Annotated in this window: 16 protein-coding genes and 2 tRNA genes; 5 read left to right on the top strand and 13 right to left on the bottom strand. The window is 59.8% G+C overall.

The features are described 5' to 3' along the window. Positions 1–2 precede the first annotated feature (2 nt). The 4 genes from ACTJJ6_RS15360 to alaS form a co-directional block, all read right to left on the bottom strand. A tRNA-Arg gene (locus tag ACTJJ6_RS15360) sits at positions 3–76 on the bottom strand. A gap of 3 nt (positions 77–79) precedes the next feature. Beyond that, positions 80–172: transfer RNA gene (locus tag ACTJJ6_RS15355), tRNA-Ser, on the bottom strand. 310 nt (positions 173–482) lie between these two features. After that, complete coding sequence (csrA, locus tag ACTJJ6_RS15350) at positions 483–668, bottom strand: carbon storage regulator CsrA (protein WP_004091602.1); 186 nt, start codon at positions 666–668, stop codon at positions 483–485. A gap of 252 nt (positions 669–920) precedes the next feature. Beyond that, entirely contained in the window at positions 921–3,548 is a 2,628-nt protein-coding gene (gene alaS / locus ACTJJ6_RS15345; RefSeq protein ID WP_197758510.1) for an alanine--tRNA ligase, read from the bottom strand. Here alaS and ACTJJ6_RS15340 point away from each other — a divergent pair. Beyond that, the gene (locus tag ACTJJ6_RS15340) at positions 3,498–3,641 is read left to right on the top strand and encodes a hypothetical protein (RefSeq protein ID WP_162180460.1); all 144 of its coding nucleotides are present in this window, start codon (positions 3,498–3,500) and stop codon (positions 3,639–3,641) included. The genes alaS and ACTJJ6_RS15340 overlap by 51 nt on opposite strands. 40 nt (positions 3,642–3,681) lie before the next feature. Here the strand turns inward: ACTJJ6_RS15340 and recX are convergent, their stop codons facing one another. The 3 genes from recX to pncC all read right to left on the bottom strand — a co-directional run bounded on the left by recX (position 3,682) and on the right by pncC (position 5,919). Next, positions 3,682–4,194 (bottom strand): recombination regulator RecX, encoded by a 513-nt coding sequence (gene recX / locus ACTJJ6_RS15335; protein ID WP_028127836.1) that lies wholly within the window; start codon positions 4,192–4,194, stop codon positions 3,682–3,684. A 60-nt stretch (positions 4,195–4,254) separates the two neighbouring features. Continuing rightward, positions 4,255–5,319: a recombinase RecA gene (gene recA, locus ACTJJ6_RS15330; protein WP_004932541.1), complete on the bottom strand. Its 1,065-nt coding sequence runs from the start codon at positions 5,317–5,319 to the stop codon at positions 4,255–4,257. 111 nt (positions 5,320–5,430) lie between these two features. Beyond that, complete coding sequence (pncC, locus tag ACTJJ6_RS15325) at positions 5,431–5,919, bottom strand: nicotinamide-nucleotide amidase (RefSeq protein WP_042783712.1); 489 nt, start codon at positions 5,917–5,919, stop codon at positions 5,431–5,433. 240 nt (positions 5,920–6,159) lie between these two features. Here pncC and ACTJJ6_RS15320 point away from each other — a divergent pair, with 240 nt between their 5' ends. Then, the gene (locus tag ACTJJ6_RS15320) at positions 6,160–7,539 is read left to right on the top strand and encodes an MFS transporter (protein ID WP_033641286.1); all 1,380 of its coding nucleotides are present in this window, start codon (positions 6,160–6,162) and stop codon (positions 7,537–7,539) included. A 9-nt stretch (positions 7,540–7,548) separates the two neighbouring features. Here ACTJJ6_RS15320 and chbG read toward each other — a convergent pair whose 3' ends face one another. The 6 genes from chbG to ACTJJ6_RS15290 all read right to left on the bottom strand — a co-directional run bounded on the left by chbG (position 7,549) and on the right by ACTJJ6_RS15290 (position 13,754). After that, the gene (gene chbG / locus ACTJJ6_RS15315) at positions 7,549–8,310 is read right to left on the bottom strand and encodes a chitin disaccharide deacetylase (RefSeq protein ID WP_193843278.1); all 762 of its coding nucleotides are present in this window, start codon (positions 8,308–8,310) and stop codon (positions 7,549–7,551) included. Between the two features lie 148 nt (positions 8,311–8,458). After that, positions 8,459–9,307 carry a transcriptional regulator ChbR gene (gene chbR / locus ACTJJ6_RS15310; protein ID WP_193843277.1) on the bottom strand — a complete coding sequence of 283 codons (849 nt, stop codon included), beginning with the start codon at positions 9,305–9,307 and terminating at the stop codon, positions 8,459–8,461. A gap of 15 nt (positions 9,308–9,322) precedes the next feature. Then, positions 9,323–10,708 (bottom strand): glycoside hydrolase family 1 protein, encoded by a 1,386-nt coding sequence (locus tag ACTJJ6_RS15305; RefSeq protein ID WP_193843276.1) that lies wholly within the window; start codon positions 10,706–10,708, stop codon positions 9,323–9,325. Between the two features lie 43 nt (positions 10,709–10,751). After that, the gene (gene chbC, locus ACTJJ6_RS15300) at positions 10,752–12,113 is read right to left on the bottom strand and encodes a PTS N,N'-diacetylchitobiose transporter subunit IIC (RefSeq protein ID WP_016929034.1); all 1,362 of its coding nucleotides are present in this window, start codon (positions 12,111–12,113) and stop codon (positions 10,752–10,754) included. A gap of 12 nt (positions 12,114–12,125) precedes the next feature. Next, on the bottom strand, positions 12,126–12,443 hold the full coding sequence (locus ACTJJ6_RS15295) for a PTS sugar transporter subunit IIB (RefSeq protein WP_004932561.1): 318 nt from the start codon (positions 12,441–12,443) through the stop codon (positions 12,126–12,128). A gap of 417 nt (positions 12,444–12,860) precedes the next feature. Then, positions 12,861–13,754, bottom strand: a complete 894-nt coding sequence (locus tag ACTJJ6_RS15290) for a LysR family transcriptional regulator (protein WP_016929035.1) — start codon at positions 13,752–13,754, stop codon at positions 12,861–12,863. A gap of 106 nt (positions 13,755–13,860) precedes the next feature. Here ACTJJ6_RS15290 and ACTJJ6_RS15285 point away from each other — a divergent pair, with 106 nt between their 5' ends. The 3 genes from ACTJJ6_RS15285 to ACTJJ6_RS15275 are packed head-to-tail and all read left to right on the top strand — an operon-like array spanning position 13,861 to position 16,667. Further along, positions 13,861–14,661, top strand: a complete 801-nt coding sequence (locus ACTJJ6_RS15285) for an SDR family NAD(P)-dependent oxidoreductase (RefSeq protein WP_049300195.1) — start codon at positions 13,861–13,863, stop codon at positions 14,659–14,661. A 12-nt stretch (positions 14,662–14,673) separates the two neighbouring features. After that, complete coding sequence (locus ACTJJ6_RS15280; protein ID WP_176063661.1) at positions 14,674–15,645, top strand: aldo/keto reductase; 972 nt, start codon at positions 14,674–14,676, stop codon at positions 15,643–15,645. A 29-nt stretch (positions 15,646–15,674) separates the two neighbouring features. Continuing rightward, complete coding sequence (locus ACTJJ6_RS15275; RefSeq protein WP_440802647.1) at positions 15,675–16,667, top strand: hypothetical protein; 993 nt, start codon at positions 15,675–15,677, stop codon at positions 16,665–16,667. Positions 16,668–16,850 lie beyond the last annotated feature (183 nt).

Genomic DNA, 16,850 nt, shown 5'->3' with positions numbered 1-16,850 from the left:
GGTGCATCCGGGAGGATTCGAACCTCCGACCGCTCGGTTCGTAGCCGAGTACTCTATCCAGCTGAGCTACGGATGCAAATGGCGGTGAGGCGGGGATTCGAACCCCGGATGCAGCTTTTGACCGCATACTCCCTTAGCAGGGGAGCGCCTTCAGCCTCTCGGCCACCTCACCATACGCTTCTTTCGAATTGTGCCTGACTTGCTTTGGAGAAGCTCATCGGCACTGCGTGGCGCACATATTACTTTCTCCGACTTTTAAGTCAAACAATTTTTCCCAACTCATGCGCGTTTGCACAATTCGCACCCAACATGGGCGATTTCACGGCAAAAAGGGCGTTTTATCAACAGGCAACCGCAACGTCTGCAGCAATAAAGCAGGAAACTCACCGGGAAAATAATCACGAAAAAGAAGAGGGAGAACGAAAGAAGTGGGTAAAACGATGCAGTAGCGTCTCGTCTGGCAACGAGACGCTGCTTCGGAATCAGTAAGTCGTCTGCTGAGACTTCTCTGCCTGAATGCGCTGATAGATTTCTTCACGGTGAACTGAAACCTCTTTGGGGGCGTTCACACCAATACGCACCTGGTTGCCTTTTACCCCTAGCACAGTGACCGTAACCTCATCGCCAATCATGAGGGTTTCACCAACTCGACGAGTCAGAATTAACATTCTTTGCTCCTTGAAAGATTAAAAGAGTCGGGTCTCTCAGTTTCCCCGTCATTATCCATCATATGTGGTGAAAACGTAAGCCGCGCAATCCACAATAAGTGTAAGCAGACTTGGTCCCACCTCAGATAATGGTAAGTTTAGCCGACCAGAAAAACTTTGTTCCCGCAATTGTAACTAAATTGTGTTAGCACAGTATAAAAACGCCATAATCAACAAAGTATTATGGCGTTTGTCCGTGCTATTTATTTATGTTCACAGCTTTGAGGCCACCCAGGCTTCTACGCTGTTTAACGCCGCTGGCAGGGCGTTGATATCCGTCCCCCCCGCCATCGCCATATCAGGGCGACCACCGCCCTTGCCGCCGACCTGCTGCGCCACGTTGCCGATCAACTCGCCAGCTTTCACGCGGTCAGTCAGATCCTTGGTCACGCCCGCGACCAGGCTGACTTTGTCATCAGCCGTCGTCGCCAACACGATAATGGCCGAACCCAATTGATTTTTCAGGTCATCCACCATGGTGCGCAGCATTTTGGCTTCGACATTGTCCAACTGGCTGACCAACAGCTTCACGCCGTTAACCACTTTCGCCTGGCTGGACAGCGACGCGCTTTCCTGCGCCGCCTGCTGATCTTTCAGCTGCTGCAGTTCTTTTTCCAGCGCGCGCGTGCGATCGAGCACCGAGCGCACTTTATCGGTCAGGTTGTTGCTGTCGCCCTTCACCAACTGAGCAACGTCTTGCAACAAATCGCTTTGCTGATGCAGCGTAGCGATAGCGCCAGCGCCGGTCACCGCTTCAATACGGCGGATGCCCGCCGCGGTGCCCGATTCGCTCAGAATGCGGAACAGGCCGATATCACCGGTGCGGCTGGCGTGGGTGCCGCCGCACAGCTCGGTGGAGAAGTCGCCCATGGTCAGCACGCGCACGTTGTCGTCGTACTTCTCGCCGAACAGCGCCATCGCCCCCTTCTCTTTGGCATCTTCCAACGCCATCAGCTCGGTCTGCACCGGCAGGTTACGACGCACCTGCTGGTTAACCAGATCTTCCACCGCGCGAATTTGTTCCGGCTTCATCGCTTCAAAATGCGAGAAGTCGAAGCGCAGGTATTTGTCGTTAACCAGAGAGCCTTTCTGCGCAACGTGCTCGCCCAACGTTTGGCGCAGCGCGGCGTGCAGCAGGTGGGTCGCGGAGTGGTTCAGACGGATGCTGTTGCGGCGCTCAGTGTCGATCTGCGCGTCCACGCGATCGTTCAGCTTCAGCGAACCTTGCGCCAGCTTGCCTTGATGGCCGATAGCCTGACCGTATTTCTGGGTGTCGTTGACCACAAACTCGGCGCCGGCGGCTTTCAGCACGCCTTTATCGCCGACCTGGCCGCCGGATTCACCGTAGAACGGCGTCTCGTCCAGCACCACCACCGCCTCTTCGCCGGCGTTGATCTGATCGACAGGCTGGCCGTCGCGGAACAGTGCGATGATCGTCGCCTGCTGCTCGTCATGATCGTAGCCGCTGAACTGGCTGCTGCCGTCCACGCGGATCAGGCTGTTGTAGTCGGCGCCGAAGCCGCTGGATTCGCGCGCGCGGCGACGCTGTGCTTCCATCGCTACTTCAAAGCCCGCTTCGTCGACTTTCAGACCGCGTTCGCGGCAGACGTCAGCGGTCAGATCGACCGGGAAACCGTAGGTATCGTACAGACGGAAAGCGGTTTCGCCGTCCAGAGTATCGCCCTGCAACTTGGCCAGCTCTTCGTCCAGCAGCGCCAGACCACGCTCCAGCGTGCGGGCAAACTGCTCCTCTTCGGTTTTCAGCACCTGTTCCACCAGCGATTGCTGGCGTTTCAGCTCGTCGGCCGCCGGGCCCATCACTTCGATCAGCGGCGCTACCAGCTTGTAGAAGAAGGTATCTTTCGCGCCCAGCATGTTGCCATGGCGGATCGCGCGACGAATGATGCGACGCAGCACGTAGCCGCGGTTTTCGTTAGAGGGGATCACGCCGTCAGACACCAGGAAAGCGCAGGAACGGATGTGGTCGGCAATAACGCGCAGAGATTTGTTGTCCAGATCGTTCGCGCCGGTCACTTTCGCCACGGCGGCGATCAGGGTGCGGAACAGGTCGATCTCATAGTTGGAGTTCACATGCTGCAACACCGCCGCGATGCGTTCCAGACCCATGCCGGTATCCACCGAAGGTTTCGGCAGCGGCAGCATGGTGCCGTCGGACTGACGGTTGAACTGCATGAAAACGATGTTCCAGATCTCGATGTAACGGTCGCCGTCTTCTTCCGGGCTGCCTGGAGGGCCGCCCCAGATGTGATCGCCGTGATCGTAGAAAATCTCGGTGCACGGGCCGCATGGACCGGTGTCGCCCATCTGCCAGAAGTTATCGGAAGCGAAAGGCGCGCCCTTGTTGTCGCCGATGCGGATAATGCGCTCGGCCGGTACGCCGATTTGCTTCTGCCAGATGTCGAATGCTTCGTCATCGGTTTCATACACGGTGACCCACAGTCTCTCTTTCGGCAGGTTGAACCAGTTTTCACCGGTCAGCAGTTCCCACGCGTAGCTGATAGCATCGTGCTTGAAGTAATCGCCGAAGCTGAAGTTGCCCAGCATTTCAAAGAAGGTGTGGTGACGAGCGGTATAACCGACGTTTTCCAGGTCGTTATGCTTGCCGCCTGCGCGCACGCAGCGCTGCGAGGTGGTGGCGCGGGAATAGGCGCGTTTGTCGAGCCCCAGGAAAACATCCTTAAATTGGTTCATGCCGGCATTGGTAAACAGCAATGTCGGATCATTGTTAGGCACCAGGGAGCTACTTGCTACAACCTGATGACCCTTACTATGAAAGAAATCGAGAAACGCTTGACGGATCTCAGCGGTGCTCTTGCTCATAATTTTCCTGGAAAGGCTAGAATAACGACACGTGAGCCGGTGGCGCGTCATCCCGACGATGACAACCAGCTCACGAACAAAAAGTGGGGATAAGATAAATTTTCTTCAGAGGGAAGTAAAACCCCGTGTGCGTTCATTGCGCAAAATCACGGTAAATTGACTGAATTTCTTCCTGGAAGAAGCCGCGATAGAGCAGATAACGCTGCACTTTGGCTTTCTCTTTCCAGTCGGTTGGCAACGCATCGCCAAATTTTCGCTGCGCCACCTGTTTCGCCTGTTCGCACCAGTCGATATCGCATTCCGCCAGCGCGTCCTGCACCAGCGCTTTATCCACGCCCTTTTGCATCAGTTCGCTGCGGATGCGCTGCGCGCCATAACCTTTGCGGCTGCGGCTGCCGATGTAGCTGTGGGCGAAACGCTTATCGTCCAGCCAGTTGTGCTGGTAACAGTAGACGATAACCTGATCGATCAGCGCAGGATCCACCGGCTCTTCGGCCACCGTCGGCGATGTCGGCGCATGCGGCCCCTTGCCGCCAAACCGGGCTTTCGCCACAAACGGCTGCGCCGCAAGTTTGCGGCGCAGTTCAGCTTCACTATGATCGCGTTGCGACAGCAGGCGCATGGCGCGGCTTAGCAAGTCATTCATCATTCAAGCCTGAATTCAGAGGATATGCGCCACATAAACGGCGGCGCACATCTTCAGCGATTAGAACTGCTCGCTGGTTTCCGCTTCGTCATCTTCGAAGTCGTCACCGGAGGCAGCCACCAGCTCACCGCCGCTGTGCAGCAGCAGGTCGCGCAGCTTCTTATCCAGCTCGGCGGCGATAGCCGGGTTTTCTTTCAGGAAGTTACAGGCATTCGCCTTGCCCTGACCGATCTTCTCGCCGTTATAGCTGTACCAGGCGCCGGCTTTTTCGATCATCTTGTGCTTCACGCCCAGATCGACCAGTTCGCCACGGCTGTTGATGCCTTCGCCGTACATGATTTGGAACTCAGCCTGTTTGAACGGCGCAGCGATTTTGTTCTTCACCACTTTCACGCGGGTTTCGCTGCCCACCACTTCGTCGCCTTCTTTGATGGCGCCGATACGACGGATATCCAGACGCACCGAAGCGTAGAACTTCAGGGCGTTACCGCCGGTCGTGGTTTCCGGGTTGCCGAACATCACACCAATTTTCATACGGATCTGGTTGATGAAGATCAGCAGGGTATTGGCGTTTTTCAGGTTGCCGGCCAGCTTACGCATGGCCTGGCTCATCATGCGCGCCGCCAACCCCATGTGCGAATCGCCGATTTCACCTTCGATTTCCGCCTTCGGCGTCAGCGCCGCCACGGAGTCGACGATGATGACGTCAACCGCGCCGGAGCGGGTCAGCGCATCACAGATTTCCAGCGCCTGCTCGCCGGTGTCCGGCTGGGAGCACAGCAGGTTGTCGATATCGACGCCCAGCTTTTTCGCATAGATAGGATCCAGCGCGTGCTCGGCATCGATGAACGCACAGGTTTTGCCTTCGCGCTGCGCGGCGGCGATCACCTGCAGCGTCAGAGTGGTTTTACCGGAGGATTCCGGGCCGTAAATTTCGACGATGCGGCCCATTGGCAGGCCGCCGGCGCCCAGAGCGATATCGAGTGACAGTGAGCCGGTGGAGATCGTTTCCACGTCCATGGAGCGGTCTTCACCCAGGCGCATGATGGAGCCTTTGCCGAACTGTTTCTCAATCTGGCCCAGTGCCGCAGCTAACGCCTTTTGCTTGTTCTCATCAATAGCCATTTTTGCTCCTTCGTTTCGCAATGCCGGTGTTACCCCACACTGCCACTGAATGTATGTTGTGCAGGAAATGTCACTAATTATACTGTATGGTCATACAGTATCAAGCCTAATTTACAAAAATTCGTCGATGGCGGTTTGCAGCGCGAAAATCGTCGCCTGCAGCCGCACCGCGTCGCGGTCGCCCTCGAATTGCATCTTGCGCGACAGCCCCCGGCCATCGCTGCCGGCGAAGCCGAACCACACGGTGCCGACCGGCTTTTCCGCGCTGCCGCCGTCCGGGCCGGCGATGCCGCTCACCGACAGCGCCAGATCGGCCTGCGCCGCCCGCAGCGCCCCTATGGCCATCTCGCGCACCACCTCTTCGCTGACCGCGCCATGCGCCGCCAACGTCGCTTCGCTCACCCCCAGCAGATCATGCTTCGCCGCATTGCTGTAGGTCACGAATCCGCGATCGAAATAGGCGGAGCTGCCCGCGACATCGGTAATGGCCTTGGCGATGCCGCCGCCGGTGCAGGATTCCGCGCAGGTGATCCAGCGGCCCTGCGCCTTCAGTTTTTCCCCTGCCAGCACGCTGAGCCGGCGCAATTGGTTTTGACTCATAACCCCTCCCTCGCGAATTCAGGTATATGCGCCCGATAGTAACATTTATCAAGGCGGCGCGGCGGCTGGCGCGCAGAAATGCGCAGCGCCTCGCAGGAGGTGCGGTTTTAAGCGCCCGGCCAAGCTGCTAGTATCAAAAGAAGCGCCCCATCGAGCGGCGGCGCACCAGCACAAGGAACATCACGGAGGCGGCACGCTGCGGCGGCCTCAGGGCGCACCAGAAGAGATTAGGATGATAGCGTGAAAAAAACGTTGGGCGTATTTTTGCCGTTGTACACCACCACCCTGCTGCTGCTGTTGGGCTCAGGCCTGCTCACTACCTACGTCTCGCTGCGGCTGACCTCCATTCACGTCAGCAGCGCGCTGATCGGCGCCATCATCGCCGCCAACTACATCGGGCTGGTGATCGGCGGCAAGGTCGGCCACTTTCTCATCGCCCGCGTCGGGCATATCCGCGCCTACGTGGCCTGCGCCGGCATCATCACCGCCGCGGTGCTGGGCCACGGCCTGACGGCGTTCATTCCCGCCTGGGTCGCGCTGCGTCTGGTGATCGGGTTGTGCATGATGTGCCAGTATATGGTGCTGGAAAGCTGGCTGAACGACCAGGCGGAATCCAACCAGCGCGGCATGGTGTTCGGCTTCTATATGGCGGCGACCTATCTCGGCATGTCGCTGGGCCAGATCGTGCTGATGCTGCAGAGCAACCTGGGCATCACCACGCTGCTGGTGATCGCGCTGTGCTTCGCGCTTTGTCTGGTGCCGATCGCGCTTACCACCCGCACCAATGCGCGCCACATGTCGCCGGCCCCGATGGAGCTGCGTTACTTTGTCGGCGCCATTCCCAAGGTGCTGGCCACCACGCTGGTGATCGGCATGGTGGTGGGCTCGTTTTACGGCCTGGCGCCGGTCTACGCCAGCCTGCAATCCTTAACCACTCAGCAAACCGGCCTGTTCATGGCGCTGGCCATCTTCGCCGGGCTGATCGCGCAGTTCCCGCTCAGTTGGCTGTCGGATCGCTATAATCGCCCGTTGCTGATGCGCCTCAACGCCATTTTGCTGATCGTGGCGGCGCTGCCGCTGGCGCTGCTGCCGCACATCGATTTCCCGCTGCTGCTGGCGGTCGGGTTCGTCGTCAGCATGTTGCAATTTACGCTCTACCCGCTGGCGGTGGCGCTGGCCAACGATCTGATCGAGCCGGAACGCCGCGTCTCGCTGGCCGCCTGTCTGCTGATGGCGTTCGGCGTCGGCGCCAGCATCGGGCCATTGGCGGTCGGCGCGCTGATCGAACCGCTGGGCGGCAATATCCTGTACGCCTTTTTCGCCCTGTGCGGCGTGCTGCTGGCGGCCCTCAGCCGCACGGCGAAAGCGGAAGAACCGCAGCTGGCGCAGGACGCGCCGGTGCCCCACATCCCGCTGCCAGACAGCCTCGCCAGCTCGCCGCTGTCGCCGGCGCTCAATCCGACCTTCGATGAGCAGATCATTCACGACACCATGCCGCCGCCGGAAGCGGCGCCCGAGGTCGACGAGCCACAGCCTGAAGCACAAGAGGCGGAGCCCTTGCCTCAAGGCGCCGATCCTGAAGAAGACACCGGCCTGAAAAAGGCGCACGCCATGCTGTAAACGGCGGCGTTACAGATCCTGGAAGGAGCCCAACAGAAAACCGCGTTCGGCGATCGCCGCTTTCAGCGTCGGCGCGGTCAACACATCCAGCTCGGCGAGGCGCGGATGGCAGTATTGGCTCTGCAGGATCGTCGCGTCGAGGAACGCCGGGTGGCACATCATTTCCAATGATTCTGCGCCCTGCTCGTCGGCGCGCGCCAACCTTTGCAGGAACAACGTTTCGGAAATCGTCTCACCGTAGAATCCCGCGTCGAAAGCGTCAGTGCTATAGGGGGCATGCAGCGTGATGCCACGCCGTTTCGCCTCTTCGCGATCGAGACGCAGCGGCAGCCCCTGCGCTTGCGCGAACGCCTCCACCAGCGGATAAATTTGCGGCTGCATATGCACATGGTGATGGCTGTCGATATGCGTCGGCGGGCGGCCAAACAGCGTCACAAACCGCGCGAACTGGCGCTGCAGCTCCTCGCGAATTTCGTCCAGCGACAGCTCGCCGGCCTCGGCGCGGCGCCACAGCCATTTGCCCAGTTCGCCATGTTCGTTGACCAACGAAGGCATGGCGCCCAGCGGCTTGCCATGGGTCAAAACGAAATGCAGCCCGATCGGCAACCCCGGATATTGCCGGCTGAGCGCCGCCGCGTGCTGCGCGCCGCCGCCGTTCACCATCGCCGTGGTGGAGGAAACGACGCCATGCTGATACGCCTCGATGACGCCATAGTTCTGCCCTTTGCTCAGGCCGAAATCGTCGGCATTTACGATCAGTAGTTTTTCCATAGAGGCTCCCGCGGGATAGATTTTTGGCAAGGGAAGGCCGACCGCTCGGCGCGGCATTCCCCCTCGTTAAGGTAAAAATCAAATGATTAACCGACCGGCGCCCTGAAGCTCATCGGCATATCGGCGTTGATACTGATCGGGAGCGGCCCTAAAGAGGGCCGTAACACTTTTTTCGGTAATTGCCCGGGGTCACGTCGGTGAGCCGCTTGAAGTTTTTAATGAACAGGCTGACGTCGCCATAGCCGGAATCGAAGGCGATATCGGAAACCGAATAGTTGGTGACCTCCAGCTGCGTCTTGGCGAAGTTGATGCGGATCTCATTGATCACCTGCATCGGCGTTTTATGGTAGTAACGCCGCATCGCCCGGGTCAGGTACTCCTGGGTTTTCCCCGACAGCGCCACCATGTTCGCCAACGCCCGTTCACCGAACATCGCCTTGTCATGCATGCCGGCCAGGGTGTTCTTCAGCCACTGCGGGATATCATCACCGCCGTCGGTGTCTTCTTTATAGTGACGGATGCGGCTGATCACGTAGAAGGTCAATGTTTCGAGAAATTCGGCGAAGTCATCCTCGCGAAACTGCGGCGAACTCACCACCGATTCGATATAAGCCAAAAACTCGCTTCTCAGGCTGTAGGCCTGCGAGGCGACAAAGCAACGCGGCAGCTGTTGCAAGTAATGTTCTTCAAAGAACGCTTTGCTGACCGCCACGTTGAAGATTTTCGTCGCACCGAACTCGTAAAAGCTCTGGTGGTAGGAACCGATAGGGATAAAGACGAAATCCCCGCGTTCCAGCAGCACCCGCTTGCCGTTGATCTCCTGATAGCATTTGCCGCTCAGCACGATGGTGAACTCGTAATAGTCGTGCTGATGCAGCCCGGTGGCGCTTTCCACCTTGTTATAGATGAACAGGTGAAAGTCTTTGCAGTTAAAGAAATCCTGCTCGCGAATCAGCTTCACGTCGTTGGCACTCAGCGAAATTCGGTTATCGGACACGGCGCCGGCCTCCCGTTAGTCAAATCCGTTGCGTCTGGCCGCCTCGGCAAACCAGTAACCGCTTTTTTTGATGGTGCGCCGCTGATCCGCCCGATCCAGCCGCACCAGCCCATAACGATTCTTGTAGGCATTCAGCCAGGACCAGCAGTCGATAAAGGTCCACAGATGATAGCCCTTGCACTGCGAGCCTTCCGCCAGCGCGCGGTGCAGCCACTTCAGGTGTTCGCGAATAAAGTCGATGCGGTAATCGTCCTCCACCCGCCCATCGGCGCCGATAAACGCTTCTTCGCCCTCGACGCCCATGCCGTTTTCCGAAATATAACAGGGCAGATTGCCGTAGTTCTCTTTCAGATCCATCAGGATGTCGTACAGCCCCTTCTCGTAGATCTCCCAGCCGCGGTGCGGATTGATTTTGCGGCCCGGCATTGCATAGTAACTGAACAAATCCTCCGGCGATGCGATCGGCCCCTCGGCGCGCCGTCCCTCTTTCGCCTGCACCCTGCGCGGCTGGTAATAGTTGACGCCAAGGATATCCACCACGCCGCCTTCGATCAGCTGCGCATCCTGCGGTTCGCAGTAAGGCATCAGCCCATGCTGCGCCAACAGATGCAGCAACGCCGCCGGATAACGCCCTTTGGCGACCGGATCGAGGAAACTGCGGTTGAGCAGCAGATCGGCGTCGTGTGCGGCCTGCCGATCCTCCGGCGCGTCGGAGCGCGGATAGGTTGGGCTCAGATTCAGAATGATGCCGATGCTCCCCGGCAGCCTCCGCGCTCTGAAACGCTGCACCGCCATGGCGTGCGCCAGCACGCTGTGATACGCCACGGTGACCGCCCGTTTGAAGTCCACCACGCAAGGGTAGTGCAGGTCATTCAGGTAACCGGCTTCCACCGGCACGATCGGCTCGTTGAAGGTAAACCAGTGGGTGACCCGATCGCCAAACAGGCCGAAACAGGTATCGGCGTAACGCGCATAGGCTTCGACCACCGCCCGGCTTTCCCAACCGCCGCGCTGTTGCATGCACAGCGGCATATCGAAGTGATAGAGATTGATAAACGGGGTGATGCCCTGCGCCAGCAGCTCGTCGATCATCGCGTTATAGAACGCCACCGCCTGCGGGTTCACCTCACCGTCGCCGTCCGGGATCAACCGCGACCACGAGATCGAGGTTCTGAAAGTATTATGGCCCAGCGTTTTGAGCAGCCCGATATCGGTGCGGAAATGGTCATAAAAGGTCGAGGCCTCGGTCGGCCCCACCCGTCCGTGAAAGCGCTCGGGCGCGATCTCGTACCAATAGTCGAAGATGTTGCGACTCTTGCCGTCCCGCGCGGCCGCCCCTTCAGACTGCGGCGCGGAGGTGGCGCTGCCCCACCAGAACCCGTCGGCAAATTGATATTCCATACTCGCGTCCCTCGCGGGGCGGCCGCGCCGCCCCGTTCCACAGTTAGAATTTCAGCGCCTTGGCGATGTCTTCTTCGCTTTCCGTCGCCGCGTCGATCTGGCTCTGCGCCTTGTTGGAGATCGCCACGAACGGCAGATAGATCACGGTGGCGACCGCCAGGTTGAACAGGCTCAGCAACATGGCCATGATGCTGCCGTTGGTGTTGAAGAACGCCCCCAGGCCGACCGGCATGGTCCAGGGTGCGATGTTGGTGATCGGCGGGATCAGCCCGGAGTAGTAGGCCAGGGAGGTGATAATGGTCAGCACCGGCTGCACCAGGATGAACGGAATGAACATCACCGGGTTCATGATCACCGGCAGACCGAACAGTATCGGTTCGTTAATCTGGAAGATGCCGGATGGCGTCGCCAGTTTGGCGACCTGGCGGTAATCTTCGCGGCGCGAGGCGATGAAGATGGCGATGATCAAGCCCAGCGTCGAGCCGGTGCCGCCGAGGTAGATGTAGGAATCGACGAACGGTTTCGCCCACATGTGGAACTCTTTTCCGGCGGCCACCGCCGCTTCGACCGAACCGTATTTGTTGTACAGCTCCACGTTTTCCAGCGCGAACGGCGTCATGATGCCGCTGTCCAGCGCCGCCAGCGCCATGGAGCCGTGCACCCCAAAGAACCACAGCAGCGAGGAGAACAGCACGTACACCCAGCCCACCACGCTGCCCATCTTGGCCAGCGGCGCCGAAATGCCGTCCATGATGATCTGGTGAAAGTTGGTGCCCCAGTGCGCCAGCGCGAACGCCACCAGCCCCATGATGGAGAGGATGATGAAACCGGGGATCAGCGCCGAGAAGGAACGCGACACCGAAGCCGGCACGCTGTCCGGCAGGCTAATCACCCAGTTGCGCCGCACGATGAAGGCAAACATCTCGGCCACCGCCAGCCCAATCACCATACCGGAAATGATGTTGGCGCCGCCCAACCAGTTGGCTCCCACCGCATAGGCCTCGCCGACATTGAACGGTGTGACGGTCATAAAGGCCGCCACCGCCAGCAGCGCCGAAGCGAGCGGATCGACCTTGCGCTCTTCCGCCAACGCCATGCTGATAAAGAACGGCGTCATCAGTGACATGATCCCCAGCGTGCCGTTGTAAACGCTGCCGCCGATGCTCTTCAGACTATTCAGCGTCTCTATGGTAGAGGCATCTAACCTTACGCCCAGAGAATAGAAGAACGATCCTTCGCCGAAGCTCAGAAACACATTGTTGATCAACACGAACATCGCCCCGGTCAAGGTCAGCGGCATCAGGCGGATAAAGCCATTCTTGATGGCGTTGACGTGGGGCTGCTTACCGATTTTTACGGCGAAAGGCAGGATAACCTTCTCGAGCGAGGCAATGAGGGTATTCACGGCGGCCTCCTGTTATTGATTGGCTTTCTTGATGGCGGCCACCGCGGCCTTCAGCACGCCCAGCCCATCGACCTTGCCGTACAGCAGCGGATCGATGACCTCAACGGGTTTATTGGGCAGCTGTTTTTGCACTTCCGGCAAGGTGTAGGCGATCTGCGGCCCCAGCAGGATCAGATCCGCCTCAACGCCTTTCTCCGCAGCCAGCGCTTCCGGGTAGGCGGCGATGATCACCGGCACTTCATATTTCTCGGCCTGCGCCTTCATTTTTGATACCAACAGGGAAGTGGACATACCGGCAGAACAAAACAGATAGATTTTTTTCTTTTCCATACCAAGCACCTCAGATAATCAAAAAAACCCCGTGTTATTTGTATGCCAGATGCAATCACGATTGCTTCACGCACATTCCTTATGAAAATTTCCGTCACGTTGCCCTGGTTACGGACAGTATACGGAGCATGAAAAACGGATCGGTAAGCCAGGAGAAGACATAACCGTCTCTCATTGACCTGACGGATTGACCCCCTTCACATTTCGCACAAAAAAATAGTGTGACCGGGCTCTCAAATAACCGATAAAAACTCGGAATATTCGCAATAAATATTCAAATAACAATTATAAACAGCAAGTTACAAACTCACCGAGAATTTAAGGGGTTATTTGCGCCTGAACAAACGAAAAGGGAATAAAAATAGTTCAAGCTTGATTCACCTACGGCCATCCGAACGCGATAACCGGTGAAGAGGATTAGGTGGGCAGACGCAGCAACTCGATCACCGTGCTCAGCGCCACGGAATGATTCCTGCGGTTGGGATAATAGAGGTAAAAACCGGTAAACGGCACGCACCAGTCGGTCAACACCCGCCGCAGCCGCCCGCTCGCCAGGTGTTCTTCTACTTCTTGTTCGATGGCGAAAGCGATGCCGACGTGCGCCAGCGCCGCCTGCACCATCATCCTGCCGTCATCGAGTATCAACGGGCTGTTAACCGCCACGGAAAACCGCTGCTCGCCCTGCTGAAATGCCCATTTGTAGCGCTCGCCCGATGAGGCCTTACGCCAACCGATGCAGCGGTGCTGCAGCAAATCCTGCGGATGCGTCGGTTCGCCGTGCCGTTGAAAATAATCCGGCGTGGCGACGATGGCGAAACGCAGATCCGGCGTCAGACGCACCGCGCGCATATCGTTGTGCAGATCCTCGCCGAGCCTAATGCCGGCGTCAAAGCCCTGCTCGACAATGTTGGCGAACCCCTCGTCCGCCACCACTTCCAGCGTAATGCCGGGGTACTCGCAGGCCAACCGCCCCAGATGCGGCACGATGGCGAGCTCGATGGCCGAACGCGGCGCGTTGATGCGCACCAGGCCTCGCGGCCCTGCACGAAACGCATTCAGGCTCTCCAGCGCGGCGTCGATGTCGGTAAAAGCCGGCACCAACTGCGCCAGCAGGTGCTCTCCGGCCTCCGTCGGCGAGACGTTGCGGGTGGTGCGATTCAGCAGGCGAATGCCCACCTGCGCTTCCAATTCGCGCAGGGTGTGGGTGAGCGTCGGCGGCGTCACGCCCAATCGGGCGGCGGCGCGGCGGAAGCTGCGTTCACTGGCGATAGCCACAAAGGCCGCCAGGCCGGACAGTTCAGGTTTTTTCATGCTATTGATATAAATTATCTAATAGTGAGATGAATTTTTAGCGGATAGTTATCCGTCATCTAACAACATAGCATTGCGATCGACCCCATTACCAGGTATCGATACGATGATTAATGCTACAGCTCCAACTCATGAAACGCCGCGCCGTCTGGCGGGCAAAGTCGTACTGGTGAGCGGCGGCGGCACCGGCATCGGCCGCGCCGCCGCGCTGGCCTATGCCCGCGAAGGCGCCAAAGTCGCGCTGGCCGGCCGACGCGCGGCGGAAATCGAAGCCACGGCGCGCGACATCGCGCTGGCCGGCGGCGACGCCCTGCCCATCGTGGCCGACGTCTCCCAGGAAGACGATATCCGCCAACTGATCGCCACGGTGACCGCCCATTATGGCCGGCTCGACGTCGCCTTCAACAACGCCGGCATCATCGGCAACTTCGCCCCCATCACCGAACAGAGCAGCGAGGATTTTGACCGGGTAATCGCCATTAACCTCAGAGGCGTCTGGCTGGCGATGAAATACGAGATTGAAACCTTTCTGGCTCAGCGCTCGGGCGGCGTGATCATCAACACCTCCTCCTGGCTGACCCACGGCGCGCTGGCCGGCTCATCCAGCTACTCCGCCAGCAAGGGTGCGCTCGATGCGATGATCCGCGCAGTGGCGCTCGAATACAGCGGCCAGGGCATCCGCGTCAACAACATCAACCCCGGCATCATCGACACGCCGATGGCGCGCGGCAGCGTGGCTGACAGCGCGGCCTTCGCGCCCTTTATCGCCCACACGCCCGCCGGCCGCCTGGGCGAATCGGAAGACATCGGCGATGTGGCGCTGTGGCTGGCGACGGACGAAGCCCGCTTCATCACCGGCCAAAGCCTGCTGGTGGACGGCGGTTACACCATCGCCGGCATGCGTTGAGGAGACGAGGCCATGAACTACGTTCGGCTTGGCGACAGTGGCCTGAAAGTGTCTCGCCTCTGCCTGGGTTGCATGACCTACGGCGATCCGGCCTGGCGGCCCTGGGTGCTGAAGGAAGACGAAGCGCGCCCCTTTATCCGCGAGGCGCTGGAAGCGGGCATCAATTTTTTCGATACCGCCAACATTTACTCCGGCGGAGAAAGCGAGCGCATTCTCGGCCGCGCGCTGAAGGCGTTTGCCCGCCGTGAAGACGTGGTGATCGCCACCAAGGCCTATTTTCCAATCGACGCGCAGCCGAACAGCCGGGGGCTCTCGCGCAAGCACCTGCTGCACAGCGTCGACGCCTCCTTGCAGCGGCTGGGAACGGATTACCTCGATCTGTTCGTGCTGCACCGCTTCGACACCGAAACGCCGCTCGAAGAAACCGCCGACACCCTCGACGGCCTGGTGCGGGCGGGCAAGATCCGCTATCTCGGCGCCTCCTCGCTGCACGCCTGGCGCCTGATGAAAATGCTGGCCTTTCAACGTCAGCACCGCCTGGCGCCGTTTATTTCGCTGCAAAGCCAATACAACCTGGTGACGCGTGAAGATGAAGAGGAGCTGATCCCGCTGTGCCTGGAGGAGGGGCTTGGTCTGACGCCCTGGTCGCCGCTGGCCCGCGGCGTGCTGGCCGGCTCCGGCAGCGGCGGCACGCTGCGCGCCGCCACCGACGAGCAGGCGCCCCGTTGGTACGGCGGCAGAAACGAGGTAGAACGCACCGTCACGGCTGTCGCAGAGGTGGCGGCCGCGCGCGGCGTTCCACCGGCGCAAATCGCGCTGGCCTGGCTGTTGGCCAAACCCGGCGTGGCGTCGCCGCTGGTGGGCATGTCCAAGCCGCACCATCTGCAGGATGCGCTGGCGGCGCTCGAGCTCAGGCTATCACCGGAAGACGTGGCCGCGCTGGAGGCGCCAATGGCGCACGCTGCCCGCCCTGAGCGCTGGTAGCCCCCTTTCCCCCATTCCCGGAGATAAACATGTCATACGCTGTTACCGCGCGAGCGGCGTTGCTCGCCCTCGCTGCCGCATTCACCCTTAGCGTTCCGGCGCAGGCCGCCGCCAGCGCAGACTGCACAGAAAGCAGCATGACGCTGCCGCCTGGCGCGCTTTACCCCAACGGCATCGCCCGCGCGACGGACGGTACGCTGTATATCGGCCTGATCACCAGCGGCAACGTGCTGCGCAAGCGGCCGGGTCAAGCGTGGGAAACCTTTTTCCCCGGCGCCGACACGGTGTTCGCCTCAAACGCGCTACGACTGGACGAACGGCGCGGGCTGCTGTGGGGCAATTCGCCGGACTTTCTCTCCGGCGGCAAAGCGCGCGCCAACCGCATCTATGCGCTGAACGTCGCGGATGGCACCCTCAACCGCAGCCTGGCGCTGCCGGCGGGAGAAATGGGCAACGATATCGTGCTCGGCGCAGACGGCACGGTGTACGTAACGGAAACCCGCGGCGGCGGCATCCTGCGCCTGCGGCCGGGCGAAACGGCATTCAGTACGCTGTATCGGGATCCGCAATTGGCGGCTCCCAGCGGGTTGGGGGCCGCCGGGATCGTGCTGCTCGACGACCGGCTGATGGCAGTCGCCAATTTCGGCACCGGTAAGCTCTACACCCTCAGCTATAACGATCCAAAGCCGCAGTTGACGGAAATGCAGCTGCCGCGCCTCATCGAAAACCCGGACGGGATGGGATTGGCGCCAGACGGCGCGCTGATCTTGCTGGAAAACGGGATCCAGAGCGGCCAAGGGCGGATCCTGCGGATCCCGTCACCCAAGGCGGCAGGGATGCACCAGCTTGAGGTCTTGCGCGAAGGCATGGAGTCGCCGGTCAACCTGACTATCACCCCACAAGGCTGCGCCTTCGTCAGCGAGTCGCGCATCCGCCACCGTCTGCTGCCCGGCCATGAAACCGAAGTGCCCGACAGCTTCCGCCTCTATCAACTGCCCTTGCCTCTCACCGCCGCGCAATAACCTCTCCAGCACCACTGCGGGCGGCGACACTTGCGTTGTTGCCCGCAGGCGAACAACAATCTCGCTGCGTTACAAACCGGCCTTGCGCAGCGCTTCCCATTTTTACCTGTGACAGCCGATTGCCCGCTGGGCTAGTATAAGCGTCTGTGCAAACCTTGGGTTTGAGCGCGCCGTTTGGCGTTT

The sequence above is a fragment of the Serratia sp. 22278 genome (assembly GCF_052045405.1).
Taxonomy (GTDB): domain Bacteria; phylum Pseudomonadota; class Gammaproteobacteria; order Enterobacterales; family Enterobacteriaceae; genus Serratia; species Serratia marcescens.
The sequence above is the reverse complement of the archived record's forward strand: the minus strand, read 5'-3'. Positions and strand labels throughout refer to the sequence as shown.

Bases quoted from the DNA above. Each gene is read 5' to 3' on its own strand.
- csrA (WP_004091602.1), bottom strand. From the start codon at position 668: ATGTTAATTCTGACTCGTCGAGTTGGTGAAACCCTCATGATTGGCGAT.
- ACTJJ6_RS15340 (WP_162180460.1), top strand. From the start codon at position 3,498: ATGAAAGAAATCGAGAAACGCTTGACGGATCTCAGCGGTGCTCTTGCT.
- alaS (WP_197758510.1), bottom strand. From the start codon at position 3,548: ATGAGCAAGAGCACCGCTGAGATCCGTCAAGCGTTTCTCGATTTCTTT.
- recX (WP_028127836.1), bottom strand. From the start codon at position 4,194: ATGAATGACTTGCTAAGCCGCGCCATGCGCCTGCTGTCGCAACGCGAT.
- recA (WP_004932541.1), bottom strand. From the start codon at position 5,319: ATGGCTATTGATGAGAACAAGCAAAAGGCGTTAGCTGCGGCACTGGGC.
- pncC (WP_042783712.1), bottom strand. From the start codon at position 5,919: ATGAGTCAAAACCAATTGCGCCGGCTCAGCGTGCTGGCAGGGGAAAAA.
- chbG (WP_193843278.1), bottom strand. From the start codon at position 8,310: ATGGAAAAACTACTGATCGTAAATGCCGACGATTTCGGCCTGAGCAAA.
- ACTJJ6_RS15305 (WP_193843276.1), bottom strand. From the start codon at position 10,708: ATGGAATATCAATTTGCCGACGGGTTCTGGTGGGGCAGCGCCACCTCC.
- ACTJJ6_RS15295 (WP_004932561.1), bottom strand. From the start codon at position 12,443: ATGGAAAAGAAAAAAATCTATCTGTTTTGTTCTGCCGGTATGTCCACT.
- ACTJJ6_RS15290 (WP_016929035.1), bottom strand. From the start codon at position 13,754: ATGAAAAAACCTGAACTGTCCGGCCTGGCGGCCTTTGTGGCTATCGCC.
- ACTJJ6_RS15285 (WP_049300195.1), top strand. From the start codon at position 13,861: ATGATTAATGCTACAGCTCCAACTCATGAAACGCCGCGCCGTCTGGCG.
- ACTJJ6_RS15280 (WP_176063661.1), top strand. From the start codon at position 14,674: ATGAACTACGTTCGGCTTGGCGACAGTGGCCTGAAAGTGTCTCGCCTC.
- ACTJJ6_RS15275 (WP_440802647.1), top strand. From the start codon at position 15,675: ATGTCATACGCTGTTACCGCGCGAGCGGCGTTGCTCGCCCTCGCTGCC.